General features: G+C 63.0%; 22 protein-coding genes. 17 read left to right on the forward strand and 5 right to left on the reverse strand.

The window, feature by feature from the left end; translation table 11 throughout:
• Window positions 1-20 precede the first annotated feature (20 nt).
• Entirely contained in the window at window positions 21-710 is a 690-nt protein-coding gene (locus B0G81_RS27035; RefSeq protein WP_134139407.1) for an HAD family hydrolase, read from the reverse strand.
• 218 nt (window positions 711-928) lie between these two features.
• On the opposite strand from B0G81_RS27035, the gene B0G81_RS27040 reads away from it, so the two are divergent.
• Window positions 929-2,596 carry a Na/Pi cotransporter family protein gene (locus tag B0G81_RS27040; protein ID WP_134139412.1) on the forward strand — a complete coding sequence of 556 codons (1,668 nt, stop codon included), beginning with the start codon at window positions 929-931 and terminating at the stop codon, window positions 2,594-2,596.
• A gap of 24 nt (window positions 2,597-2,620) precedes the next feature.
• Here the strand turns inward: B0G81_RS27040 and B0G81_RS27045 are convergent, their stop codons facing one another.
• Complete coding sequence (locus B0G81_RS27045) at window positions 2,621-3,391, reverse strand: DeoR/GlpR family DNA-binding transcription regulator (protein WP_012431579.1); 771 nt, start codon at window positions 3,389-3,391, stop codon at window positions 2,621-2,623.
• Window positions 3,392-3,702: 311 nt separating this feature from the next.
• On the opposite strand from B0G81_RS27045, the gene ugpQ reads away from it, so the two are divergent.
• From ugpQ to B0G81_RS27085, 8 genes are all read left to right on the forward strand, one after another.
• Window positions 3,703-4,491 carry a glycerophosphodiester phosphodiesterase gene (ugpQ, locus tag B0G81_RS27050; protein WP_134139419.1) on the forward strand — a complete coding sequence of 263 codons (789 nt, stop codon included), beginning with the start codon at window positions 3,703-3,705 and terminating at the stop codon, window positions 4,489-4,491.
• Window positions 4,492-4,599: 108 nt separating this feature from the next.
• Complete coding sequence (locus B0G81_RS27055) at window positions 4,600-5,715, forward strand: ABC transporter substrate-binding protein (protein ID WP_134139421.1); 1,116 nt, start codon at window positions 4,600-4,602, stop codon at window positions 5,713-5,715.
• Between the two features lie 136 nt (window positions 5,716-5,851).
• Window positions 5,852-6,790 carry an ABC transporter permease subunit gene (locus B0G81_RS27060; protein ID WP_116143109.1) on the forward strand — a complete coding sequence of 313 codons (939 nt, stop codon included), beginning with the start codon at window positions 5,852-5,854 and terminating at the stop codon, window positions 6,788-6,790.
• Window positions 6,787-7,578, forward strand: coding sequence for an ABC transporter permease (locus tag B0G81_RS27065; RefSeq protein ID WP_106282249.1), 792 nt, complete (start codon window positions 6,787-6,789; stop codon window positions 7,576-7,578). The genes B0G81_RS27060 and B0G81_RS27065 overlap by 4 nt, the downstream gene beginning before the upstream one ends.
• 33 nt (window positions 7,579-7,611) lie before the next feature.
• Window positions 7,612-8,682: an ABC transporter ATP-binding protein gene (locus B0G81_RS27070; protein WP_121306749.1), complete on the forward strand. Its 1,071-nt coding sequence runs from the start codon at window positions 7,612-7,614 to the stop codon at window positions 8,680-8,682.
• Between the two features lie 404 nt (window positions 8,683-9,086).
• On the forward strand, window positions 9,087-10,367 hold the full coding sequence (locus B0G81_RS27075) for a dicarboxylate/amino acid:cation symporter (protein ID WP_106282311.1): 1,281 nt from the start codon (window positions 9,087-9,089) through the stop codon (window positions 10,365-10,367).
• Window positions 10,368-10,424: 57 nt separating this feature from the next.
• Window positions 10,425-12,425 (forward strand): ATP-binding protein, encoded by a 2,001-nt coding sequence (locus tag B0G81_RS27080; protein WP_116118785.1) that lies wholly within the window; start codon window positions 10,425-10,427, stop codon window positions 12,423-12,425.
• 17 nt (window positions 12,426-12,442) lie between these two features.
• Window positions 12,443-13,795 carry a sigma-54 dependent transcriptional regulator gene (locus B0G81_RS27085; protein ID WP_208328557.1) on the forward strand — a complete coding sequence of 451 codons (1,353 nt, stop codon included), beginning with the start codon at window positions 12,443-12,445 and terminating at the stop codon, window positions 13,793-13,795.
• A gap of 78 nt (window positions 13,796-13,873) precedes the next feature.
• Here the strand turns inward: B0G81_RS27085 and B0G81_RS27090 are convergent, their stop codons facing one another.
• Entirely contained in the window at window positions 13,874-14,404 is a 531-nt protein-coding gene (locus B0G81_RS27090; RefSeq protein WP_106282243.1) for a TlpA disulfide reductase family protein, read from the reverse strand.
• A gap of 301 nt (window positions 14,405-14,705) precedes the next feature.
• Here B0G81_RS27090 and B0G81_RS27095 point away from each other — a divergent pair, with 301 nt between their 5' ends.
• Window positions 14,706-15,272 (forward strand): hypothetical protein, encoded by a 567-nt coding sequence (locus B0G81_RS27095; protein ID WP_243856592.1) that lies wholly within the window; start codon window positions 14,706-14,708, stop codon window positions 15,270-15,272.
• A gap of 342 nt (window positions 15,273-15,614) precedes the next feature.
• On the opposite strand, the gene B0G81_RS27100 is transcribed toward B0G81_RS27095, so the two are convergent.
• Together B0G81_RS27100 and B0G81_RS27105 are read right to left on the reverse strand one after the other, a co-directional pair.
• Entirely contained in the window at window positions 15,615-17,216 is a 1,602-nt protein-coding gene (locus B0G81_RS27100) for a YifB family Mg chelatase-like AAA ATPase (RefSeq protein ID WP_134139426.1), read from the reverse strand.
• Between the two features lie 121 nt (window positions 17,217-17,337).
• Complete coding sequence (locus B0G81_RS27105) at window positions 17,338-17,592, reverse strand: accessory factor UbiK family protein (protein ID WP_012431591.1); 255 nt, start codon at window positions 17,590-17,592, stop codon at window positions 17,338-17,340.
• 413 nt (window positions 17,593-18,005) lie between these two features.
• On the opposite strand from B0G81_RS27105, the gene B0G81_RS27110 reads away from it, so the two are divergent.
• The 7 genes from B0G81_RS27110 (at window position 18,006) to ptsP (ending at window position 25,773) form a co-directional block, all read left to right on the forward strand.
• Window positions 18,006-18,344 (forward strand): P-II family nitrogen regulator, encoded by a 339-nt coding sequence (locus tag B0G81_RS27110; protein ID WP_006048089.1) that lies wholly within the window; start codon window positions 18,006-18,008, stop codon window positions 18,342-18,344.
• Window positions 18,345-18,388: 44 nt separating this feature from the next.
• A complete protein-coding gene (locus tag B0G81_RS27115) occupies window positions 18,389-19,897 on the forward strand; it encodes an ammonium transporter (protein ID WP_106282216.1) in 1,509 nt (502 codons plus the stop codon).
• Between the two features lie 237 nt (window positions 19,898-20,134).
• Entirely contained in the window at window positions 20,135-21,424 is a 1,290-nt protein-coding gene (gshA, locus tag B0G81_RS27120) for a glutamate--cysteine ligase (protein ID WP_012431593.1), read from the forward strand.
• 102 nt (window positions 21,425-21,526) lie between these two features.
• Window positions 21,527-22,483 (forward strand): glutathione synthase, encoded by a 957-nt coding sequence (gene gshB / locus B0G81_RS27125; protein ID WP_134139430.1) that lies wholly within the window; start codon window positions 21,527-21,529, stop codon window positions 22,481-22,483.
• Window positions 22,484-22,819: 336 nt separating this feature from the next.
• A complete protein-coding gene (locus B0G81_RS27130) occupies window positions 22,820-23,347 on the forward strand; it encodes a PTS mannose transporter subunit IIA (RefSeq protein ID WP_116118877.1) in 528 nt (175 codons plus the stop codon).
• 96 nt (window positions 23,348-23,443) lie between these two features.
• Window positions 23,444-23,713 carry an HPr family phosphocarrier protein gene (locus tag B0G81_RS27135; RefSeq protein WP_012431596.1) on the forward strand — a complete coding sequence of 90 codons (270 nt, stop codon included), beginning with the start codon at window positions 23,444-23,446 and terminating at the stop codon, window positions 23,711-23,713.
• A gap of 311 nt (window positions 23,714-24,024) precedes the next feature.
• Entirely contained in the window at window positions 24,025-25,773 is a 1,749-nt protein-coding gene (ptsP, locus tag B0G81_RS27140) for a phosphoenolpyruvate--protein phosphotransferase (RefSeq protein WP_106282210.1), read from the forward strand.
• Window positions 25,774-25,784: the final 11 nt, after the last annotated feature.

The following is a 25,784-nucleotide window of genomic DNA, read 5'->3' on the forward strand; positions in this document are numbered from 1 at the left end:
AGGCCGCGCACGGTCAGCGCTCAGGCCCGGTTAAACAGCTCGATCACCGGCCAGCCGCGTTCCGTGGCGATGGCACGCAAACGCGTATCAGGATTGGTCGCGACCGGATTCGTGACGCGCTCCAGCAACGGCACATCGTTGATCGAATCGCTATAGAACCAGCTCTGCGGGAAATCCTGCAGACGGTGCCCGAGCGAGGCCAGCCAGCTCTCGGTGCGCGTGATCTTGCCTTCGCGGAAGGTGGGCGTGCCGACCGCCATCCCTGTATAGCGCGCCAGCGGATCGCCGCCTTCGGTGTCAAGTTCGATTCCCAGCAGATGCTCGAAACCGAGCGCCTTGCCGATCGGCTCCGTGATGAACACATTAGTTGCGGTGACGATGCAGCACAGGTCGCCCGCATCGAGATGGCGTTGCACGAGCACGCGCGCTGCCGGCAGGATGGCTGGCGCAATCACCTGCTGCATAAACTGCTCATGCCACATGTCCAATTGCTCGCGCGAGTGGCGGGCAAGCGGCGCCAACGTGTAGTTCAGGTAAGCGGCCATGTCGAGCGTGCCGGCCACGTACTGCTGGTAGTAGTCGTCGATTTCCTGCGCGTGCCGCGCGGCGCCTTCTATCCCCAATCCGGCAATGAAGTGGGCCCACGCCTGATCGCTATCCAGCGGCAGCAAAGTGTGATCTAGGTCGAACAGCGCAAGGTTGCGGCTCATCCAGCGTTCCCGTGATTAGGTGGTCGAGTGGCAGGAGTCGCCGCATGACTGACCATGAGCCGGCACACAGCAATCCACAGCTTTACCCGAGCCTATATTTAAAAGCACAAAATTACAATAAGGCAAAAATATGCAACACTACTGTCATACGCCCCGGGTGCCGGTTCGCGCGGCATGCGGTTCGGGTCATGGCAGCAGGAATGGATGCGCAGTGCCTTATGTTGATTCTCCTAAACCTTCTGGCTGGTGTGGCGCTCCTCGTGTGGGGTTCGCATATTGTGCGCACCGGCATCCTGCGAGTCCTCGGCGCCGACCTGCGCAGTGTGCTGGGACGCAGCACCAGTAGCCGCGGGCGGGCTTTTCTCTCGGGTGTCGGCGTTACGAGTCTCGTGCAGAGTAGCAATGCCACCGCGGTGATCGTCACATCGTTCGCGGCGCAGGGATTGTTGCCGCTCGCCAGTGGCCTCGCGATCATGCTCGGCGCAGACGTCGGCACCGCATTGATGGCGCGGATTCTCACGCTCGACCTATCCTGGTTGTCGCCGATCCTGATTCTGCTCGGCGTGCCGCTGTTCCTGTCACGCAAGCAAACCCGTCTCGGTCAGGCCGGCCGCACGTTGATCGGCCTCGGTTTAATCCTGCTGGCGCTGCGTCTGATTGTCGAAGCCGCGCAGCCGATGATGCACGGCGCCGGCGTGCGCGTCATGTTCGGTGCGTTGACCGGCGACACCATGCTCGACGCGCTGGTCGGCGCCGGGTTCGCCATGCTGTCCTATTCGAGCCTCGCCGCCGTGTTGCTCACCGCAACGCTCGCCTCGTCCGGCGTGATTTCGCTGAAGGTCGCGCTGTGCCTCGTGATCGGCGCGAATCTCGGCAGCGGCCTGCTCGCGCTGCTCGGCACCGTCGCGCAAAATGCGGCGGCGCGGCGTCTTGCTTTGGGCAGCTTTGCGTTCAAGCTGGCCGGCGCACTGCTGATCCTGCCGTTCACTTCGCTGCTCGCACGGGGTTTGCCGGTACTGATCGCGAATCCGCGTGAAGCCACGGTCGGCTTCCACCTGATCTACAACACGCTGCGTTGCTGCGCGTGCCTGTCGCTGATCGACCCGGTGGCGCGTATCTGCGCGCGCGTGTTGCCCGACCGGCCGGTGCCGGGCGGTGAGCTGCGGCCGCTCCATCTGGATGCCACCGCGCTGTCCACGCCGACGCTCGCGCTCGCGCATGCCTCACGCGAGGTGCTGCGGATCGGCGACATCGTGCGATCCATGCTCGACAATGTCGCGGATCTAATCCATTACAACAATCTCGACAAAGCGCGCGAAACGGTCCGCATGGACGACGACGTGGATGAGCTCTACGCCGCCGTCAAATCCTATCTGACGCTGATCTCGCGCGAGCAACTCGACGAGGCCGACAGCCGCCGCTGGACCGACATCATTTCATTGACGATCAACCTGGAGCATGCGGGCGACATCATCGAGCGGATCGTCGGGGACATCGAGGAAAAGAAGATCGCTCATCGCCTGTCGTTTTCGGAAGAAGGGCTGGGCGAACTGGACGACTTGCAGGCGCGGCTCGTCAGCAATCTGCAGCTTGGCCTGTCGGTGTTTCTGAACAACGATCTGCGTTGCGCCGAGCGCCTGCTCGCGGAGAAGGAGCGCTTTCGCGATCTGGAGCGCGCCTATTCCTACCGGCATCTGGACCGGCTTACCGGACAGACCTTGCGAAGCATCGAGACAAGTGCGCTGCATCTCGATCTGATCAGCGACATGAAGCGGCTCAATTCACTGTTCTGTTCGACCGCCTATCCGGTACTCGACGCAGCCGGCGCGCTGCACGACACGCGCTTGCGCAAGCGTTCGCTCGATACGATGCACGTGAAGGAATAACGCTCGAGTCTCCCGACCCAAACCCTAAGCAAGCACGATCTCTTCGAGCTTCTTTTTCAGCGATGCGAAATCGGCGGCTTCGGCCGCTTTTTTGTTGGTGACGAGCACGTCGATCCGATCGACCGGGCAGTACGAGATACGGCTGCGCTGACCGATCTTGCTGTAGTCGGCGAGGATCACCACGCGGTCCGCGTTGGCGACCATGGCGCGCGCCACTTCGGTTTCGGCGTGATCGTAATTGGTCGCGCCATGCCGGTGGTCGACGCCGACCGGCGACAGCAGCGCGAGGTCCGCGCGATAGCGCTGGATGTCGAGCACGGTGGTCGCGCCGGTGGTTGCCATGGCGCGGTCGCTGATCGAGCCGCCGAGCAGGATGACTTCGTTGGCGGCTTCGGTCTGATCGACCGCGCCGCGCATCTTCAGTGCGACGTCGATCGAATTGGTGACGATGGTGAGGTTGGCGAGCTTCGCCAGTTCTTCGGCCAGCGCGGCGGTGGTGGTGCCGGCGTCGATGAACAGCGTCTGGCCGCTCGCGATCAAACCCGTGGCCGCCTTCGCAATCGCCGTTTTGGATTTGACGCGCATGTGGGCGCGTTCGGCGATCGGCGCTTCGTCGGCAGGCTTGATCGCGCCGCCGTGCACGCGCCGCAATTCACCGAGCGCTTCGAGATCGAGCAGGTCGCGCCGCACGGTTTCGCGCGATACCCCGAGGTCCGCCATGATGCGTTCCGTGGACACGCGTTGCAGCGTGGACAGCAACGCGCGAATTCTCTGATGACGGTCTTCCTGCCACATTCATTTTTCCCTGGATGCGTACGCGCGTTGGTTCAGCCTGTATTTAACTGCGACATCGTGGTCACGAATGTGTGTCCGGACGATGTCAAGCCTACTACTTTAGTCGAATTGTGTTGTATTTTTTTGGCAGCTTGCAAGTTTGTGTATTTCAACTTAGCCTTCGCAGATCGAAGCGTGCAGTCTATTCGAACATCAAATGTTCGGAAAGGAAATGAAGTCCGCGCATGCCATCATGATGGCCGAGGCGGTGGTGACGGCCGGGAACGTGTCGAGAGCATGGTCAACCCGCTCTATCTGAAAGGTAACGAGACGTGGGAAACGGGATTAATCGCACCTTATCCGCAGACTGGCCTTATCCGCGACTGGCCGCCCATCGCTGCGGCGGCACGCTGGCGCCGGAAAACACCCTTGCCGGTTTCGACGCCTGCGTACGTTATGGCTACCGCATGGTCGAATTCGACGCCAAGCTATCCGCCGATAACCATCTCTTCCTGCTGCACGACGACACGCTCGAGCGCACCACCGACGGCCACGGTGCCGCCGCCGAACACACATGGCAGCAACTGGCGGCGCTCGACGCCGGCTCCTGGTACGGACCGCAATTCGCCGGCACGCGGTTGCCGACGCTTGCCGAGGCGGCCGAACGCTGCGCACGCGACGGCATTGCCGCCAACATCGAAATCAAACCCTGTCCGGGCCGCGACGAGATCACTGGCACGCTGGTGGCGCGCGGCGCGCTGACCTTGTGGCAAGGACAGAAGACACTTCCGCTGCTGTCGTCGTTTTCGTTTGACGCGCTCGCCGCAGCGCGCGACTCCGCGCCGTCGGTGCAACGCGGCATGCTGTTCGACGAAATTCCTGACGACTGGCTGCGCATCGTGCGTGAACTGGACTGTGTGTCATTTCACGCGAACCAACGCTATCTCACCGAGCGGCTGGTCGCGGAGGTTCACTGCGCCGGCCTGCGCGTGCTGGCCTACACCGTCAACGAACCGGCGCGCGCGCAACTGCTCGCGCAATGGGGCGTCGACATGATTTGTACAGATCGCATCGATACACTGCGACACGACATGTTCCCGGTGCCGGCCAACCCGGCGTGAGCGACATGGCGCGGGTGCGCAAGTGCGAGCTTGCAGAGGCGCGCCCCCCGAAGTTCGAACCAGAAATTTTCCAAACGTAGCAATTTCGGCAGAGGATGGGGAACGACTATGAACCGCACCGCGTTAGCTCGCATACTTTCGATGTCGGCCGTTGCGGGTGTCGCCGCCGCCGGCGCTAGCAGCAGCGCTTCGGCCGCGCCGCTCGACGCACTGATCGCCGCAGCCAAGCAGGAAGGCCAACTCACCGTGATCGCGCTGCCGCACGACTGGTGCAACTACGGCGAACTGGTCGCAGGCTTTCAGAAGAAGTACGGCATCAAGATCAACGAACTGAATCCGGATGCGGGTTCGGGCGACGAAGTCGAAGCCATCAAGGCGAACAAGGGCAACAAGGGCCCGCAGGCGCCCGACGTGATCGACGTGGGCCTGTCGTTCGGTCCGTCGGCGAAGGCCGAAGGCTTGCTGCAGCCGTACAAGGTCGCCTCGTGGAACTCGATCCCGAAAGAGTCGAAGGATGCCGACGGCTATTGGTATGGCGATTACTACGGTGTGCTCGCTTTCGAAGTCAATGCCGACGTGATCGACAAGGCGCCGTCCGACTGGAGCGATCTGCTCAAGCCGGACTACAAGAACGCTGTCTCGCTGGCGGGCGACCCGCGCTCGGCCAATCAGGCTATCCAGGCCGTGTACGCCGCCGGTCTGTCGCAAAGCAAGGGTGATGCAAGCAAGGCCGGTCAGGCCGGCCTCACCTATTTCGCCAACCTGAACAAGAGCGGCAACTTCGTGCCGGTGATCGGCAAGGCGGCTTCGCTCGCGCAAGGCACCACGCCGATCATCGTGCGTTGGGACTACAACGCGCTGGCTGACCGCGACACGCTCAAGGGCAACCCGAAGGTGAATGTGGTGATTCCGAAAACGGGCGTGGTCGCCGGTGTGTACGTGCAGGCGATCAGCGCTTATGCGCCGCATCCGAACGCAGCCAAGCTGTGGATGGAATACCTGTATTCCGACGAAGGTCAGATCGGCTGGTTGAAGGGCTATTGCCATCCGATGCGCTACAACGAGTTGGTGAGCGGCAAGAAAGTACCGCAAGCGCTGCTCGACAAACTCCCGCCGCCGTCGGCCTACAAGAACGTGGTGTTCCCGACGCTCTCGCAACAGGACGCGTACAAGGACACTATCACGAAGCACTGGGATGAAGCGGTCGGCGCGAACGTCAAGTAAGCGGCGTAGCGTGAGCCGCGGCGGCAGCGAAACGCGCCCGCCGCGGCGCCTGAACGAAGCCTGAAGTTTTGCCGCCGGCGCGCCGCTCTTTTCAGCGGCGCGTTCGGCGTTTGCCAGATTGCCCCAAGGGTGAGCTATGAGCGCTTCATCGGATGCGGGATCGGTGCAGCCGGAACTGCTGGTTCCGCCGGTGCCTACCCCAACGCCTCGCGTCGACGGTCCGGGCCGCGCGTCGCCGTTACTCGCCTGGATCGGCGTGGTGCCGTTCTTTACGTTTGCGCTGCTGTTCCTGATTCTGCCGACCGGCTTCCTGATGGTCGGCGCATTCCAGGACCCGCAAGGCCACTTCACGCTCGCCAATTTCCGTGACCTGCTCCAGCCGACCGTCATGGACGCGTACTGGATCAGCTTCAAGGTGAGCGCGGCGTCTTCGCTCGGCGGCGCAGTGATCGGCTCGCTGCTCGCATGGGCGGCGGTGCAGGGCAAACTGCCAGGCTGGATTCGTCCGACCTTGATGACGTTTTCGGGCGTCGCGTCGAATTTTGCCGGCGTGCCGCTCGCGTTCGCTTTCATCTGCACGTTGGGGCGCGTCGGGCTCGTCACCGTGCTGCTGAAGAAATACCTGGGCTTCAATCTGTACTCGACCGGCTTCAGCGTCCTGAGCTTTTCCGGGCTGACGCTGACCTATCTGTATTTCCAGATTCCCTTGATGGTGCTGATCGTCACGCCCGCGCTCGACGGCCTCAAGCGCGAATGGCGCGAAGCCTGCGATTGTCTGGGCGGCTCCGCTTATCAATACTGGCGCTACGTCGCGCTGCCGGTGCTGTGGCCGAGCGTGCTCGGCGCCGCGCTGCTGCTGTTCGCCAATTCATTCGGCGCGGTCGCCACGGCTTACGCGCTGACCGGCAGTTCGCTGAATATCGTTACGATCCTGTTGTACGCGCAGATTCGCGGCGACGTGATGCACAACCAGAATCTCGGCTATGCACTCGCGCTCGGCATGGTGCTCGTGACCGGCCTCTCGAATGGCGGCTACATCTGGCTGCGTTCGCGCGCTGAAAGGGGGCGTCGATGAAAAGCCAGTCGCGCGTGGGTGCGTGGACCGCGATGATCGTCGGTTCGCTGTACTTCCTCATTCCGTTGATCGCGACGTTCGAGTTCAGCCTGCGCATGAAGCGCGGCGCCTACAGCTTCGAAGCATACAGCGTCGTGCTCGGCGATCCGCGTTTTCAGGCCTCGTTCGGCTACTCGATTCTGATGGCGCTGCTGACGATCGTGGTGGGCGTGCTGCTGGTGGTGCCGACCGCTTACTGGGTGCAATTGCGTTTGCCGAAGCTGCGGCCGGTGGTCGAATTCATCACGCTGCTGCCGCTGGTGGTGCCCGCTATCGTGATCGTGTTCGGCTATCTGCGCATCTATAACAGCAGTTCGATTCTGCCGCTCACCGGCAACGAGCGCGCCACCGATCTGCTGCTGGTGTTCGGCTACGTGACGCTCTCGCTGCCGTACATGTACCGCGCCGTCGATGCCGGTCTGCGCGCGGTCGACGTGCGCTCGCTCACCGAAGCCGCCGAATGTCTCGGCGCGAACTGGCCGACGATTCTCTTCAAGGTGATCTTTCCGAATATCCGCTCGGGCATTCTGTCCGGCGCGTTCCTCACTTTTGCGGTGGTGATCGGCGAGTTCACGCTGGCGAGTCTGCTCGACCGTCCCGCGTTCGGCCCGTATCTGCAATTGATCGGGGCGAACCGCGCGTACGAGCCGTCGGCGCTCGCGATCATCGCGTTCGTGATCACATGGGCGTCGATGGGACTGATTCAGGTATTCGGCTCGGCCCGCTCCATGAGCGGCCAGAAAGTTTGATCCAACAAGTTTGACGGACTAAGGCGGCGCATCATGGCATTCCTTGAGATCGAAAATCTGCATAAGTCCTTCGGGGCGAACATTGCGCTGCATCACTTCGACATGAAAATCGAACGCGGCGAATTCATTACTTTCCTCGGGCCGTCCGGCTGCGGCAAGACGACCGTGCTACGCATGATCGCCGGCTTCGAAACGCCGACGCGCGGCATCATCCGGCTCGACAACAAGGACGTCACCCACCTTCGCACGCGACAGCGCAAGGTCGGCATGGTGTTCCAGTCGTATGCGCTGTTTCCGAACATGACGGTAGCCGAGAACATCGGCTTCGGGCTGAAGATCACGCATCGGCCGCAGGCGGAGATCAATAGCCGCGTTGAAGAGATGCTGCAACTGATCAAGCTGCCCCATCTGGGCGGCCGTTATCCGTGGCAATTGTCCGGCGGCCAGCAGCAGCGCGTGGCGCTTGCACGGGCGCTCGCCGGCAAGCCGCAAGTCTTGCTGCTCGACGAACCGCTCTCGGCGCTCGACGCCAAGATCCGTATCTCATTGCGCCAGGACATTCGCGCGCTGCAGCGCGAACTCGGTATCACGTCGATCTTTGTCACGCACGATCAGGAAGAGGCGCTGTCGATTTCCGACCGCATCGTCGTGATGAACGAGGGCCGCGTCGAACAGATCGGCTCGCCCTCGGAGATCTATAACTTTCCGCGCACACGCTTCGTCGCGTCGTTCGTCGGCACGCTGAATATTCTGGCCGGGCATGTGGTGGATCCGGCCACCGGCAGGATGGTGGTGGACGGCCAGGAGCTGACCACGACACAAGAACTGCCCTCGAACGATGCGGGCAAGAAGCGCCTGCTCGCGCTGCGGCCCGAAGCGATCGTGCTGGAGCCGGCCGCGCCCGGCCGCAACACGCTGAACGCCACCGTCGAAGAAGTGAATTTCCTCGGCGCGGTGGTGCGCATCAGAACCCGCGTGAAAGACGCCGTGATTTCGCTCGACGTATTCAACGATCCGAACCGCGGTTTGCCCGAACGCGGGCAGCCGGTGTCGCTCGGTTTTTCGCACGAGAATCTGCTGGTGCTGGAAGAGGGCAGCGTTTAGAGGCCGCAAGTTGGACGGCGCGCTTGCTGACTCGCCAGGCACGCCGTAGAAAGCCCTACGGGTTATCCCGAGGCCGCGGTCCCAATGGATTCCGGATTCCCCGACAGGCTTTGTCCGGATTTCCAGAATCCCGGACGGCGCGTACACTGGATCGTCAGAAAACCTATAAAAATCAAGGCGTCGATCCAGGCGTAGAGCTGGCATCGACCTTGCAAAATAGAACCCGCGGCCGCAACGGTCCGACAACTAAAGCAAGGAGACAACGATGTCCGATTTCCCTTCCCGGTATTTCTGAATTCGTCCCTTGTCGCGGCCTAATGCCGTGCACAGGCGTGACGACTATTCGTTCGCATGATGCGCAGCGTGGCAGGCCATTTGAGCTCATCCACATCGCAGGAACCATCGTGAAGAAACCTATCCACAAAGTGCTGTACGTCCAGGTGATCGTGGCGATCCTTATAGGTATCGCACTCGGCCATTTCTATCCGGATTTCGCCGTCGACATGAAGCCGCTCGGCGACGGCTTCATCAAGCTGATCAAGATGGTGATCGGGCCGATCATCTTCTGTACGGTGGTGACGGGCATCGCCGGCATGGAGGACATGAAGAAGGTCGGGCGAGTGGGCGGCAAGGCGCTGCTGTACTTCGAGATCGTCTCGACTTTCGCACTGGTGCTCGGCCTGGTGGCCACGCATGTGCTGAAACCGGGCGTCGGCTTCAACATCGATCCGGCCACGCTCGACGGCAAGGCGGTCGCATCGTACGCCGCCAAGGCGCACGGCCAGACCACGGTCGACTTCCTGATGCACATCATTCCGGACACATTCGTGTCGGCGTTCGCGCAGGGTGAAATCCTGCAGATTCTGCTGATCGCGCTGCTGTGCGGCGCGGTGCTCGCGACTGCCGGTGAGAAGGGCAAGGTCGTGACGAGCTTTATCGACGGGTTCTCGCATGTGCTGTTCGGCATTGTGCGCATCATCACGAAGCTGGCGCCGATCGGCGCGTTCGGCGCGATGGCGTTCACGATCGGTAAGTACGGTATCGGCTCGCTGCTGCCGATGCTCAAACTGATCGGCACCTTCTATCTGACCTCGATCGTGTTCGTGGTGGTCGTGCTCGGCATCATCGCGCGTGCGGTGGGCTTCAACATCCTGCGCTTCGTCGCGTACATCAAGGAAGAGATGCTGATCGTGCTCGGCACGAGTTCGTCCGAAGCCGCGCTGCCGCAACTGATGCTGAAGCTCGAAAAGCTCGGCTGCTCGCGCTCGGTGGTGGGCCTCGTGGTGCCGACCGGTTATTCGTTCAACCTCGACGGCACCAACATCTACATGACGATGGCCGTGCTGTTCATCGCGCAAGCCACCAACACCGACCTCACGTGGACGCAACAACTCACGCTGCTGGCGGTGACGATGCTGACCTCCAAGGGCGCGAGCGGTGTGACCGGCGCGGGCTTCATCACGCTGGCCGCGACGCTGGCCGTGGTGCCGACCATTCCGCTGTCGGGCATGGTGCTGATTCTCGGTATCGACCGCTTCATGAGCGAATGCCGCGCGCTGACGAACATCGTCGGCAACGGCGTGGCGACGGTGGTGGTGTCGGCATGGGAAAAGGAACTGGACCGCAACAAGCTGAACGCCGCGTTGCGTGGCGATGTGCCGGTCAAAGAACCGGCCGGCGTTTAAGCTGCCTGATCGGCAACGTCCTTTAACGCGACGCTCACGGCCGCGGACACCAAACGTATGAAACCGGTGTCCGCGCGCCCAATCCTCACGTCGTCGGCCGACGAAGCCTGGCCCGACGACGCTTCGCCTTATGCCACAATAAACGATCCTCACCGATCGGATATTGCCAACGTGACGCGACGCCTGCTGATCCTCTTCGCGCTCGTCGCCGGGCTCGTGGTGGCGTGCGGGCTCACTTACAGCATCGCGTGGCAAAGCGGCATCGACCATTTGCGGCGCAACGCCGCGGTGCGTGTCGACCGTACGACCAGCGCGCTGAAGAGCACGCTGGAGCGCTACGAATCGCTGCCGTATCTGCTGGCGGAACATCCCATCGTGCAGGACGCGCTGGTCAATCCCACGCCGGTCAATGTCGAGCGCGCCAACCTTTATCTCGAGGATCTGAACCGCCACGCGCGCGCCACGGTCACCTACATCATTCCACTCAACGGCTTTTGCGTCGCCGCAAGTAATTGGCGCGGGCCGGGCAGCTTCATCGGCGCGGGCTATCAATTCCGGCCGTATTTTCTCGATGCCGTCAAAGGCGGCGTGGGGCGCTTTTTCGGCATCGGTACGATCTCGCAGGCGCCCGGCTACTACATCTCGCAGCCGGTGCGGCGCGAGGGCAAGATTGTCGGCGTGGCGGTGGTCAAACTCGATCTTGAATGGTTCCAGGGCGCGGATGCGTCCGAACCGCTCGTCGTCACCGACGATCACGGCGTGATCTTTTTGTCGTCGGTGCCGGCGTGGAAGTACCACACCATCCGGCCGCTGTCGGGGCCGGTCGCCGATTCGATCTATCAGGCGCGTCAATACGCGCAGCAGCCGATCGCACCGCTGCCGGTGTCGATCGAACGCACGCTCGAAGGCAACGCGCAGATCGTGCGTATCGGCGGCGGCCGCTATGCGCCACGTTATCTGGCGTCGCGGCGCGGCATGGGCGAGCCGGACTGGCATCTGATCACCATGTCGCCCGTCGATCCGGTCGACGCCGATGCGCGCAAGGCGACCATCGTGACGGGCTTCGGCTATGTGTCGCTCGTGTTGCTCGCGTTTTACTGGAGAATGCGCCGGGCTCGCGTGCGCGAAGTGATGCGCAGCCGCGCGCTGCTGCAAAAAGCCTACGCGGAGCTGAACCGGCGGGTTGCCGAGCGCACCGCGGATCTCTCGCAGGCGAACGAACAGTTGCAGAAGGAGGTGGCCGAGCGCACGCGCGCCGAGCAGGAGTTGCGCGCCGCGCACGACGAACTGATCCAGGCGAGCAAGCTCGCCGCGCTCGGTCAGATGGCCGCCGGCATCACGCATGAATTGAATCAACCGCTCGCTGCGTTGCGCGGTTTCTCGGACAACACGCGCGTGCTGCTCGAGCGCGGCGACCAGGCGTCGGCGCGCGAAAATCTCGAAGCGATCGCCGCGCTCACCGAGCGCATGGGCAAGATCACCAATCAGTTGAAGCTGTTCGTCGGACGCGCGCGGCCACGCAGTGCGCGCGCGCCGATCGTGCGGGCGTTGCGCAACGTCGTCGCGTTGCTGCAAAAGCGCTTGCAGGGCGTCGAAGTCGACTTCGCTTTGCTCGATGCGGACAGCGGCACGCGCACGCCGCTGAGTCTCGCCGACGACCATCCCGAACTGGTCGCGCACTGCGACGATCTGCGGCTCGAACAGGTGTTGATCAACCTGCTCGGCAATGCGCTCGATGCAACCGCCGACGTCCACCCGCCACGCATTTCGATCGAGATCGAAGTCGCCGATGCGAATTTGTCGATCGCCGTGAGCGACAACGGCCCCGGCATTGCCGACGACGTCCTGCCGCGTTTGTTCGAGCCGTTCTTCACCACCAAGGAGATGGGCCAGGGGTTGGGGCTGGGGCTCGCGATATCGTCGTCGATCGCGCGTGATTGCGGCGGCTCGCTGGTGGCGCGCAACGCGCCGCGCGGCGGTGCATTATTCGTGTTGACGCTGCGCCGCGCGCGCGTGCAGACGAGCCACACAACGGACCCGCTGACCACGGGCTCCTGAATCACACGGAAAACGCCATGCTGAACCACGGCCTGCAAGTGCTGTATATCGAAGACGACGAACTGGTGCGACGCGCCAGCGTGCAGAGTCTGCAACTGGCGGGCTTCGACGTGATTGGGCATGCCTCGGTGGAATCCGCGGCGAAGACGATTAGCGCGGACTTCTCCGGCGTGATCGTCAGCGATATTCGTTTGCCGGGCGCGAGCGGCCTCGATCTGCTTGCGCAATGCCACGAGCGTGCGCCCGATGTGCCGGTGATTCTGGTGACGGGCCATGGCGATATTTCGATGGCCGTTCAGGCGATGCGCGACGGCGCGTACGACTTCATCGAAAAGCCTTTCGCCTCCGAACGTCTGATCGAAACCGTGCGACGCGCGTTGGAGCGCCGCAAGCTGGTGCTGGAGAACCTCGCGCTGCGCCGTGAGTTGGCGGAACAGAACTCGGTGGCGCCGCGGATCATCGGCAGAAGTCCGGCCATCGAACAGGTGCGGCGGCTAATCGCCAATGTCGCGCCGACCGACGCCTCCGTGCTGATCAACGGCGACACAGGCGCGGGCAAGGAGTTGATCGCGCGCAGCCTGCATGAGCTGTCGCCGCGGCGTGACAAGCCGTTTATCGCGGTCAACTGCGGTGCGCTGCCGGAGCCAATGTTCGAGTCGGAGATGTTCGGCTACGAGCCGGGCGCATTCACCGGCGCGGCGAAACGCCGCGTCGGCAAGCTCGAACATGCGTCGGGCGGCACGCTGTTTCTGGATGAAATCGAGAGCATGCCGCTCGCGTTGCAGGTCAAGCTGCTGCGAGTGCTGCAGGACGGCGTGCTGGAACGCCTCGGCTCGAATCAGCCGATCCGCGTGAATTGCCGCGTGGTCGCCGCTGCCAAGGGCGACATGGCCGAGCACGTCGCGGACGGTTCGTTCCGGCGCGATCTTCTGTACCGGTTGAACGTGGTGACGATCGCATTGCCGCCGTTGGGCGAGCGTCGGGAGGACATCGTGCCGCTCTTCGAACATTTCCTGCTGGACGCGGCCGTGCGTTACCAGCGCCCCGCGCCGATCCTCACCGACCGTCAACGCGCGGGCCTGATGGAGCGCGACTGGCCGGGTAACGTGCGAGAGCTGCGCAACGCCGCCGACCGGTTCGTGCTCGGCATTGCCGACGACCCGGTCATGTCTTTCGGTGACGACGGCGCGGCCACGCAGCCTTTGAAGGAGCGAGTCGAACAATTCGAACGGGCGGTGATCGCGGAAGCGCTGGAGCAGACCGGCGGCGTTGTGGCGGTCGCGGCGGACAAGCTGCAGCTCGGCAAGGCAACGCTCTACGAGAAGATCAAACGCTACGGGCTCGCCGCGAAGGGAGAAGGGGAGCGGTGAGGAAATGAAAACGCCGGCGTCGCGATGCGAGGCCGGCGTGTTTGATTCAGTTGGATCGGGTCAGACTGCGCTGCTCGTTCAGGCCGGTTTCAGCGCCTTTTCGAGCAACTGGTCGAGTTCCGCGAATTGCGGTTCGCCCACATAGCGCTTGAGAATCTTGCCGTCCTTGTCGACCAGGAACGTGGTCGGCGTGAGCTGGACATTGCCGAACTGCTTGGCGGCCGAGCCGTCGTCCATTGCGACCTTGAACGGCAACTGGCGGGTTTGCGTGTAGTTGGCCACGTACATGGGCGCGTCGTAGTTCATCGCCACGGCGACGAATTCGAGGCCTTGGCCCTTGAAGCGGTTATAGGTCTGGACCATCTGCGGCATTTCTTTCATGCACGTGTCGCAACTCGTCGCCCAGAAGTTGACGAGGTAGACCTTGCCCTTCAGGTCGGCGGTCGAAACTTTCTGACCGGACAGCAACGTGAAGGTCGCATCCGGCACGCGCTGCTGGCCGGCAAACGCAAAATAACCGGCGACGGCAATCGCGACGGCCACGGCGGCAATGATGATGTAGCGAAGCGGATTCGCTCGCCGGGTGGCGGAGGACGGCGTGGAGCTCATGAACGGAACCTCAGGAGTCGCGCGGAACGCGCGGGACAATGCGTCGGTTTGGGTTTTCGGCCCGGTGCTGAACAGCCCCGTTATTGTAGCCCCATTCGGGCGGTGCGGCAGGCTGTGGGCCAGGAGCGGATAATAGGGTTTTACGTCTTCGTCAGTCTGGTTTTCTGTCCCCATGTTCCGAAATGTTTTTTGCGTTAGTCGCTTTCTCGCTCGAATCCCGTTCTGTCTTACTTCCGCCGGCAACTCGGTGGCCCGCTTTTTTGACCGCTCGCCGCGCCCGGTGCGAGTCGGCGCCCGCCCAATGGGCTCCGCGTCCCAATTGCCAAGCGCGCGCTCGGTGTTGAGCACGCTCGCTTGCGGGCTGGTGTTGAGCGCCGCACTGAGCGCCTGTTCGCCTACTTTCGACTGGCGGACCATCATGAACAACGACAACGGCTACACCGTCGACCTGCCGGCCAAGCCGGGCAACGATCAGCGGGCCGTGCAGATCAACGGCACGCCGATGCAGATGGCGATGCAAACAGCCGAAGCCGGCGACGCCGTGTTTGCGGTCGGCACGGTCATGCTGCCCAACGACGACGAAGCCACGCAGCGCGCCGCGCTCGACTTCCTGCGCACTGGCCTCGCCCGCAACGTGGGCGCCGCGCCTGATGCGCGTGCGGTGCAGATTCCGCTTGCTGCCGGCGGCCAGGTGCTCGGTCTGGAAATGAAGCTGAGCGGCGAGGCTGGCTCGCAGCACGAGCCCCGCACCGTCTACGCCCGGCTCGTGGCGCGCGGACGGCATGTGTATCAGGCTGCGATCATCGCGTCGAAGCCGATGCAGCAGGAACAGGTCGACCAATTTTTTTCGTCGTTCCAACTGTACTGAATGCGGTATTTTTGGCCGATTCGCTGCCTGATGGGCGCGGCAGTAGCGCCGCGCACACTGAAAGTTCCTTCGCAGCTTTGCGCGCTAATTCCCGGTTTACGTTGAGGTTTTCCTGTTGCTCACCGTTCCTGTGGATAACTCTGTTGAGAACTCGCGAAAATTGGCTGGAGATGCCCATTCTGTGGGCACTCTGTCAGATTCGGCCCTCTCGGTGTCGCTAAAAAAACTCAATCAAATCAACGTCTTTGGAGAGCAGTCCCCAGCGTACCTTTCAGTTGTTTCAAAATCTATCTGGAACGCGTGCGTGTGCATAAGTCAAGTCTTGACAGCATGTTTTTCGCCTCATAGAGAGCCAAAAGCGCGGCGATACTGGATCGCTTCGCCAATCTGCGCGGCGCTCGGCATCGGCGCGCCGGCGAGATCGGCGATGCTGCGTGCCACCTTCAGAACCCGGTAGTACGCGCGCGCCGACCAGCCAAAGCGTTCCCCGGCTTCGCGCAGCAAGGCCTCGCCGGCAGAGTCGGGACGGCAGACCTCGTCCACTTCCCGTCCTCCCAATTCACGATTGGTTTTGCCCTGACGGCTTAGTTGCCGCTCGCGGGCGCGGCTGACGCGCGCCGCGATGGCGGCGCTTGTTTCGCCGGCCGCCGTCGAGCGGGCCGACAGTTCCGCTGGCGTGAGAGCGGGTATCTCGAGCTGGATGTCGATCCGGTCGAGCAAGGGGCCCGAAAGCTTGCGCAAATAGCGCGCAGCGATCTCCGGCGTGCAACGGCAACGGCCGTTCGGATCGCCGCGCCAGCCGCACGGGCAAGGGTTCATGGCGGCGATCAATTGACACGCAGCCGGAAAATCCGCCTGTAAGGCGGCGCGTGAAATCGTGATGCGGCCGGCTTCGAGCGGTTCCCGCAGCGTTTCCAGGACATGGCGATCGAACTCAGGAAGCTCGTCGAGAAAGAGCACCCCCAGATGCGCCAGCGTAATTTCCCCGGGCTGCGGCGGATTGCGCCCGCCGACCAGCGCGGCGGCGCTCGACGAATGATGCGGAGCGCGAAACGGCCGTCGACGCCATTGCGACGGCGTAAAGCCGGCCCGGCTGGCGGATAGCAAGGCCGCGGAAGCGAGCGCCTCGTCGTCGGTCATTGGTGGCAGCAGGCCCGGCAGGCGGGCGGCGAGCATGGATTTGCCCGCGCCGGGCGGCCCGACCAGCAAGACGTGATGCCCGCCGGCAGCGGCAACTTCGAGTGCCCGGCGCGCGCCGCGTTGACCGATGACGTCGCCCATATCCGGGATAACGGCCGCTGGGCTTTCGGCGAGGTCCGGCGCGGCGACGGGATAGAGGCGGCCGTCCGGCGCCTGCGCGAGGTGAGCGCACAACGAAGGCAGATCGGCGGCGCCGTAGACATCGACGCCGGGTACAAGCGCCGCTTCCGCCGCGCTCGCAGCGGGTAGATAGAGCTGAGGCGTGGAGGGCGCGGTTGCCTCGCCGACAGCAAGCTCGCTCGCCGTCCCGGCGGATTGCGCCAGAGCGCCGCCGCCTTGAGCCGCGCCGCCGCGCGCCGTTCCGCACGCCATGGCGAAAGCGCCGCGCATCGGTCTGAGCGCACCAGTCAGCGACAGTTCACCCGCGAATTCACGATGCAGCAAGGACTCGGCAGGAATCTGGCCGCTCGCCGCGAGAATGCCCAAAGCGATGGGCAGATCGAAGCGGCCGGATTCCTTCGGCAGATCGGCCGGCGCTAGATTGACGGTGATGCGTCGGACGGGGAAGTCGAAGTTGCAGTTCTGCAGCGCCGCGCGCACGCGCTCGCGGCTTTCGCGCACTTCCAGATCAGGCAGGCCGACGATAGAAAAAGAGGGTAATCCGTTCGCGAGATGAACCTCGACGGTTACTTCGGGCGCGCGGCCAGAGGCCGGCGCGCGACTGCGCACCACGGCAAGCGACATGTTTTCTCCCGTCGGACGGCGCGCCGAAGGCGCGCGCAAGTCCCCTAAAACGCTGATGACGTCACGGCTCGCTTGCCTGTGATGTGCAGCACTGCGCGACGATCACGCCGCGAGCAAAGCGTTACGGCGTTTGCGTGACCGGCAGCTTCTGTTCGAGTTCGGCGACGCGGCGCTCCAGTTCTTCAAGGCGAGCGCGCGTGCGCACCAGCACCTGGGTCTGCGTGTCGAATTCCTCGCGCGTCACCAGGTCGAGCTTCGAAAAGCCCTGCGACAGCATGGCCTTGACGTTCCGCTCGACGTCTTTGGCCGGCGAGTTCTTGAAGAGCTCGCTCATGCGGGCCTGAAAGTCGTTAAAAACATCGTTCGGTTGTTTCATGGTGTTCCCCTTGGCGCACAAAAAATGTGCATGTTTCGTTACGCCTGTGCTTTGTAGCGGCAAATGAGCGGTGTTGGTGCATGCCCCATTGCGTGACGTGGCGGTATGAGCCCCTTTGGTGCGCACCCTTGCGTTCCAGACCTGCGAACACTCTAGCAACGATCCATACGCTGCGCCAGCGTGCCCCCGTCAACGTTGGCCGTCCGGCCAGGGCGGCTTGCGCCCCTTTTGCGACGTCCACGGGGCGGAGTCTGACACAACATGGCATGCGAGTTGCTGTTACTGCCCCGCGCGCACTGCCGGCGCCTTTTTACCGGCAGCGGAACGAGACCACGCGAACGGTTTTAGGGATACGCAACGAGAGTTAGCAAACGGGTTACGCAAACGGGTTACGCAACTAAGCGAGGGATGTCATGAAACTCATTACCGCAATCATCAAGCCGTTCAAGCTCGATGAGGCGCGCGAAGCCTTGTCGGCCATCGGCGTCTCGGGCATCACGGTGACGGAAGTCAAAGGTTTCGGTCGCCAGAAAGGTCACACGGAGCTGTATCGCGGCGCCGAATACGTCGTCGATTTCCTGCCGAAGGTGAAGATCGAGGCCGCTGTCTCGGACGACATCGTCGACCAGGCGATCGAGGCGCTCGAGCGTGCGGCTCGCACGGGCAAGATCGGCGACGGCAAGATTTTCGTCACGCCGATCGAACAGGTGATTCGGATCCGCACCGGGGAGACCGGCGCGGACGCTCTGTAATACCAAAAGATAGCGACACAGATAGCGACAAGAGGAAACGAAAGATGCGCAAATTAATGATGTCCTTGCTGATGGCCGGTTCGCTGCTCGCGGGCGGTATCGGCGCCGCCCTCGCGGACGACGCTTCCGCCCCCGCAGCCGCTTCGGCCGCTGCTCCCGATACGACGGCGAGCGCGCCGGCACCGGACGCTTCGGCCGCACCGGCTGCCGCCGCGGCTTCGGCACCGGCCGCTGACGCGTCCGCCGCACCGGCTGCCAGCGCGGCCGCCGCCGCACCCGCAGCATCGGACGCTGCGCCGGCTGCCCCGACCGCGCCGTTCTCGGTCGATTCGTCGAAGATCAATTCGGGCGACACCGCCTGGATGCTGACCTCCACCGCGCTCGTGCTGTTCATGACGATCCCGGGTCTGGCGCTGTTCTACGGCGGCATGGTCCGCAAGAAGAGCGTGCTCGCGATCCTGATGCAAAGCTTCGCGATCACCTGCCTCGTGTCGATCATCTGGGTCGTGGTGGGCTACAGCCTGGCCTTCACGCCGGGTGGATCGTTCATTGGCGGCTTCTCGCGCTTCTTCATGTCGGGCATGAACTACATCAAGGGCGACAAGGCCACGACGCTGACCGTCAGCCACCTCGCGCCGACGATCCCGGAAACGGTCTACGTCGTCTATCAGATGACGTTCGCGATCATTACCCCGGCGCTGATCACGGGTGCGTTTGCCGACCGTATGAAGTTCTCGGCGATGCTGGTGTTCATGACGCTGTGGTCGATCATCGTCTACTCGCCGATCGCGCACATGGTCTGGGAACCGACCGGCTGGCTGGCTAGCGCGGGCATCCTCGACTTCGCGGGCGGCACGGTGGTGCACATCAACGCCGGTATCGCGGCGCTGGTCTGCGCGCTGGTGCTCGGCAAGCGTGTCGGTTACGGCAAGGAAGCGATGGCGCCGCACAACCTGACGCTCACGCTGATCGGTGGGGCCATGCTGTGGGTAGGCTGGTTCGGCTTCAATGCGGGTTCGGCGGTGGCAGCAGACGGCCGTGCCGGTTTCGCGATGTTCGCAACGCAAGTGGCGACCGCAGCGGCAGCACTCGCCTGGATGTTCGCTGAATGGGCGACCAAGGGTAAGCCGTCGGTACTCGGTATCGTGTCGGGCGCCGTGGCGGGTCTGGTGGCGATTACGCCGGCTTCGGGCTTCGTCGGCATGGCGGGTTCGCTGGTGATCGGTATCGCAGCGGGCGTGATCTGCTTCTGGTCGGCTACGTGGCTCAAACACAAGCTCGGTTACGACGACTCGCTCGACGCGTTCGGCGTGCACTGCATCGGCGGTATCGTGGGTGCGCTGCTGACCGGCGTGTTCGCGGTGAAGGACATCGGCGGCGCGGATGGCAGCGTGATCCTGCAAGCCAAGGGCGTGCTGACGACGCTGATCTACAGCGGCGTGGTGAGCTACATCCTGCTGAAGATCATCGACATGGTGATGGGCCTGCGTGTGACGGAAGAACAGGAACGCGAAGGTCTGGACGTGACGCTGCACGGCGAACACGTCGAATAAGCAACACACCGCGAGCCCGCGCTCCCGGGCTCGTGGGGATGACGGATAAGCGCAGCGATTTTGGCCCGCCTTCATGGCGGGCTTTTTTCTTGCGCGCTATCTTGTAAACGGTAGTTTTCCCCGCCTATGATGGCAATAGCGAGAATGCATTCGCGTCCGCTTGCGAATGGAGAAACCGTCCCCAAATGGACAAAGCATTTGCTCTACAATCTTTTTTCTCCAGTCTGCGAGTGATCAATGGTTCCGCACCTAGTTACGGCGTTAAACGGCCCGCTGCTCGATCTTGAGCGGAAGATCCTCGACGCTACTCCCGCCATCGAACGCTGGTTCCGGCTCGAATGGCAGGAGCACACGCCGCCGTTCTACTGTTCCGTCGATCTGCGCAACGCGGGCTTCAAGCTCGCGCCGGTCGACACCAATCTGTTTCCTGGCGCATTCAACAATCTGCCGCAGGAAGTGTTGCCGCTGGCCGTTCAGGCCGCGATGGCGTCGATCGAAAAGATCTGTCCGGACGCAAAGAATCTGCTGGTGATTCCCGAGCGCCACACGCGCAACGCGTTTTATCTCGAGAATGTCGCCCGTCTGGCCGCGATCATGCGCCAGGCCGGCCTGAACGTGCGTTTCGGCACGCTCGACGAAACCATCAACGGGCCGGTCACGATCGCGCTCTCCGACGGCCAGAAACTGGTGCTCGAACCGCTCGAGCGCTCGCAGCGACGCCTCGGCCTGAAGAATTTCGACCCGTGCTCGATTCTGCTGAATAACGACCTGTCGGGCGGCATCCCGCCCGTGCTCGAAAATCTGCACGAGCAGTATTTGCTGCCGCCGCTGCATGCCGGCTGGGCCGTGCGCCGCAAATCCACGCATTTTTCCTGTTACGACGACGTCGCGAAGAAATTCGCGAAGATGGTCGAGATCGACCCGTGGATGATCAACCCGTACTTCGCGCACGTTGAAGGCGTCGACTTCCAGGAACGCACCGGCGAGGAAGCGCTGACGGACGCGATCGACGGCGTGCTGAAGAAGATCGCCAAGAAGTATCGCGAGTACGGCATCTCCGAAAAACCGTATGTCGTCATCAAGTCGGACGCGGGCACGTACGGTATGGGCGTGATGACCGTGCACGACGCGTCGGAAGTCGCCGCGCTCACCAAGCGCGAACGCGCCAAGATGGCCGCGACCAAGGACGGCCTGGAAGTGCATGACGTGATCGTGCAGGAAGGCGTGTATACGTTCGAGCGCATCGGCGAAGAAGTGGCCGAGCCGGTGGTGTACATGATCGACCGCTACGTGGTGGGCGGCTTCTACCGCGTGCATGGCAGCCGCGAGCGCGACCAGAACCTGAACGCGCCCGGCATGCACTTCGTGCCGCTCGGCTTCGAGCATACGGCGCTGCCCGACGCGCACGCCAAACCGGGCGCGGCGCCGCCCAACCGCTTCTATATGTACGGCGTGGTGGCGCGGCTCGGGCTGCTGGCCGCATCGGTGGAACTGGAAAAGACCGATCCGGAAGCGATTCAGGTCTAAGCCACCTCGGGTGGCCGATGGCGGCATGCGTGCCGCCATCGCCATTTTCAACGACTATATTTACGATCAATGCCAAGCCCGTCAGGGCGCACCGGGACCTTCATGGACATTCTTTTCATCGCCGATCCGCTCACGCAATTCAAGATCTACAAAGACTCGACCTACGCGATGATGGCCGAAGCCGCGCGCCGCGGTCACGTGGTGTACACGTGCGAGCCGAAGCATCTGGCGTGGACGGGCGGCGACGTCGAGGCGAACGTGCAGCGCTTTGCGATTGTCGGCGACGTCACCGATCTGCATCGCGAGGTCTGGTACGACGCCGAAGCAGCCGCGCCGCGCTCGCTCAAGAGCTTCAGCGCCGTGGTGATGCGCAAAGACCCGCCGTTCGATATGGAATACGTCACGTCGACGTGGCTGCTCGAAATGGCCGAACGCGGCGGCGCGCGCATCTTCAACAAACCGCAGGCGATTCGCGATCATTCGGAAAAGCTCGCGATCGGCGAGTTCACCCAGTTCGTCGCGCCCACGCTGGTTACGCGCGACGCGACCCGCTTGCGCGCGTTCCATGAGGAGCATGGCGACGTGATCCTGAAGCCGCTCGACGGCATGGGCGGCATGGGCGTGTTCCGCGTGAAGGCCGACGGCATGAACCTCGGTTCGATCATCGAAATGCTGAGCCACGGCGGCGCGCGTTCGGTGATGGCGCAGAAATTCATCCCCGAGATCAAAGAGGGCGACAAGCGTATTTTGCTGATCGGCGGTGAAGCCGTCCCATATTCGCTCGCGCGTATTCCTCAGGGTAATGAAGTGCGCGGCAATCTCGCGGCCGGTGGCCTGGGCGTGGCGCGTCCGTTGACCGACCACGACCGCAAGATCGCCGATACGCTGGCGCCCGTGCTTGCCGCGCGCGGTTTGCTGCTGGTCGGGCTGGATGCGATCGGCGACTGGCTGACCGAAGTGAACGTGACGAGCCCGACGTGTTTCCGCGAGATCATGGATCAAACCGGCTTCGATGTGGCCGCCATGTTCATCGACGCATTGGAGCGGGCGGCGGGGTGATGGCGCGGCCTGCTGCCGGCACTTGAATGCCCGCCATGCCCCCCAAACTGTGTAGTAAGTCCGCCTCACGCAGCACGCCGGAATTGGCGCGAAAATGAGCCTGATACAATGCCCGCTCTTCCGCGCCAAGGTGAATCGGTGGGACCCGGCGGGTGTCACGGGCAGCGGACTGTAAGCGAGCAGTGTTTCGCCGGCGCAGGCACGACGCCATGCGCGGCAAGCCGCTCGTCAATTGATGCGTTCCGGCCCTCATGGCCCACGGCCGGCAGAGGGCGCTGACGAACCGGGCTTCGTCCCGGTTCACGGTTCGGGCCGTTCTTTTGCAGTAAGGCTGACATGGCAGGCATTCTGATCATTGCGCACGCTCCGTTCGCCACCGCGTTGCGCGATTGCATTTCGCACATCTATGGTGGCTTGCCGGCTCGTATCGGCGTGATCGACGTATCGCCGGATTGCGATCCCGTACAGCAGGTTGCGTTTGCGAACTCGGAGATCGAGCGTCTCAAGGAAGAAAACGGCGCGCTCGTCCTCACGGATATGTTCGGCGCCACGCCGGCGAATATCGCCGGACGGCTCGCTTCGTTGCCGGACGTGCGCGTGCTGTGCGGCGTCAATTTGCCGATGCTGGTGCGTGCGGTCTGTTATCGCGCCACGCCGCTCGACACGCTGGTCGACAAGGCACTCGCCGGCGCCACCAAGGGCGTGCATGCGATCGGACCGGCCACCCCGGCGCCCATTGCACCCACGGCGGAATCCGGCGACTGTTTGCCGGCTCTGCCGCCGGAGGCGGCATCGGCTGACTGTATCCCTGCGTTGCCCCCCGAGGCCGACCTGACACAGAAAGCCGATTCGGCCGGCTTATAAGTTATTGCGCCGGCTCGCCTTGGGCGCCAGGCGCATTGCAATCGCTTCGCAGTTTCACCTTTCACAACAACACTTACCCGCGCTTCGGACCATCACATGCTGCAACAGGAAACGACTATTGTGAACAAGCTGGGGCTGCACGCGCGCGCGTCGGCCAAGTTGACCCAACTCGCGGGCAACTATCAGGCGGAAATCTGGATGAGCCGCAATGGCCGCCGTATCAATGCCAAGAGCATCATGGGCGTGATGATGCTGGCTGCGGGCATCGGCAGCACGGTGCTGATCGAAACGGAAGGCTCCGACGAAAAAGAAGCGATGGACGCATTGTTGAAACTGATTGCCGATAAATTCGGCGAGGGGCAGTGAACCGGCGCGTCCACGTTGCGATGAGCAAGAACGCCGCGGTTGTCCGCGGCGTTTTTTTTAGCGCATGACAATGGGCAGACGAGACGCGGGTGAGGGCGCGCGCGTCGACATGCGCTTGCGAGACTTGCATCGAGCGATGCGCGAGGCGCGAGGCCGATGAAGGCGCATTGCTACGGCTGCTTACGGTTTTTCGTGCTGCACTGCACACACCCCCGTCGCATCTACGGAGGGCGTGGAATTTATAATGACGGACAGTGTCTGAGAGCATTGCAGCGGTTTGCCGCGGCATCACACAACTAGAGGAGGTGCGCGTGTCCTTCACGCTGCATGGAATTCCCGTGTCACGCGGTATCGCCATCGGGCGGGCTTATCTGATCGCCCCGGCTGCACTTGACGTAGACCACTATCTGATCGAACCCGCCCAGATCGAGAGCGAGATCGAGCGCTTTCGCACGGCCCAGCAACACGTGCATTACGAGCTCGAAACGCTGCGTGCCGATCTTGCCGCGGACGCACCTAGCGAAATGGGCGCGTTCATCAACGTGCATTCAATGATCCTGAACGATGCGATGCTCGTGCAGGAAACCTTCGACCTGATCCGCACGCGCCGCTACAACGTGGAGTGGGCGCTGACCGAGCAGCTCGAGCGCCTCTCGCGCCATTTCGACGATATCGAAGACGAGTACCTGCGCGAGCGCAAAGCCGATATCGAACAGGTGGTGGAGCGCGTGCTGAAGGCGCTCGCCGGCGCGTCGGTGGCGCTGGGCGACGGCGTGCACGGTGCATGCGACGAAATGATCGTGGTCGCGCACGACATCGCACCGGCCGACATGATGCAGTTCAAGACCCAGACGTTTCAGGGTTTCGTCACGGACCTCGGCGGCCGCACGTCGCACACGGCGATCGTCGCGCGCAGCTTGGGCATTCCGGCGGCGGTCGGCGTGCAGCACGCAAGCGCGCTGATTCGCCAGGACGACCTGATTATCGTCGACGGCGATCATGGCATTGTGATCGTCGATCCCGCGCCGATCGTGCTGGAAGAGTACTCGTATCGGCAGAGCGAGAAGGCGCTCGAGCAGCGCAAGCTGCAGCGGCTGAAGTTTTCGCCCACACAAACGCTGTGCGGCACCCGCATCGAACTGTGCGCGAACATCGAGTTGCCGGACGACGCGCGCGCCGCGGTCGATGCGGGCGCGACCGGCGTCGGCCTGTTCCGCACCGAGTTTCTGTTCATGAATCACAAGGACCGCTTGCCGGAAGAGGAGGAGCAGTTCGGCGCGTATCGTCGTGCGGTCGAGTTGATGAACGGGCTGCCGGTCACGATCCGCACGATCGACGTGGGCGCCGACAAGCCGCTCGATTCGATGAGCGGAGGCGATGCTTACGAAACCGCCGCGAACCCGGCCTTGGGGCTGAGAGCGATCCGCTGGAGTCTTTCCGAGCCGCAGATGTTCCTCACCCAGTTGCGCGCTATTTTGCGCGCGTCGGCGTTCGGCTCGGTGAAGATTCTGATTCCGATGCTCGCGCACGCCCAGGAAATCGACCAGACGCTCGATCTGATTCGCGAAGCCAAGCGTCAGCTCGACGACGCGGGTATGGCCTACGATCCGAACGTGCAGGTCGGCGCGATGATCGAGATTCCGGCCGCCGCCATCGCTTTGCCGCTGTTCCTCAAGCGGCTCGATTTTCTGTCGATCGGCACCAACGATCTGATCCAGTACACGCTCGCAATCGATCGCGCGGACAACTCGGTCGCGCATCTGTATGACCCGCTGCATCCGGCGGTGCTGCATCTGATCGCGTTCACGCTGCGCGAAGCAAAGCGGGCGGGCGTGCCGGTCTCGGTGTGCGGTGAGATGGCGGGGGATCCGACGTTGACGCGCCTGTTGCTCGGCATGGGCCTCACCGAGTTTTCGATGCATCCGAGCCAGTTGCTGGTGGTCAAGCAGGAAGTGCTGCGCTCGCATCTGAAGACGCTGGAAAAGCCGGTGGCCGATGTGCTGGCTTCGTTCGAACCGGAAGAAGTGCAGGCTGCGCTCAAGCGCGTGATGCTGGCTTGATTCGCCTCGGT

Source organism: Paraburkholderia sp. BL6665CI2N2 (assembly GCF_004366535.1).
Classification (GTDB): domain Bacteria; phylum Pseudomonadota; class Gammaproteobacteria; order Burkholderiales; family Burkholderiaceae; genus Paraburkholderia.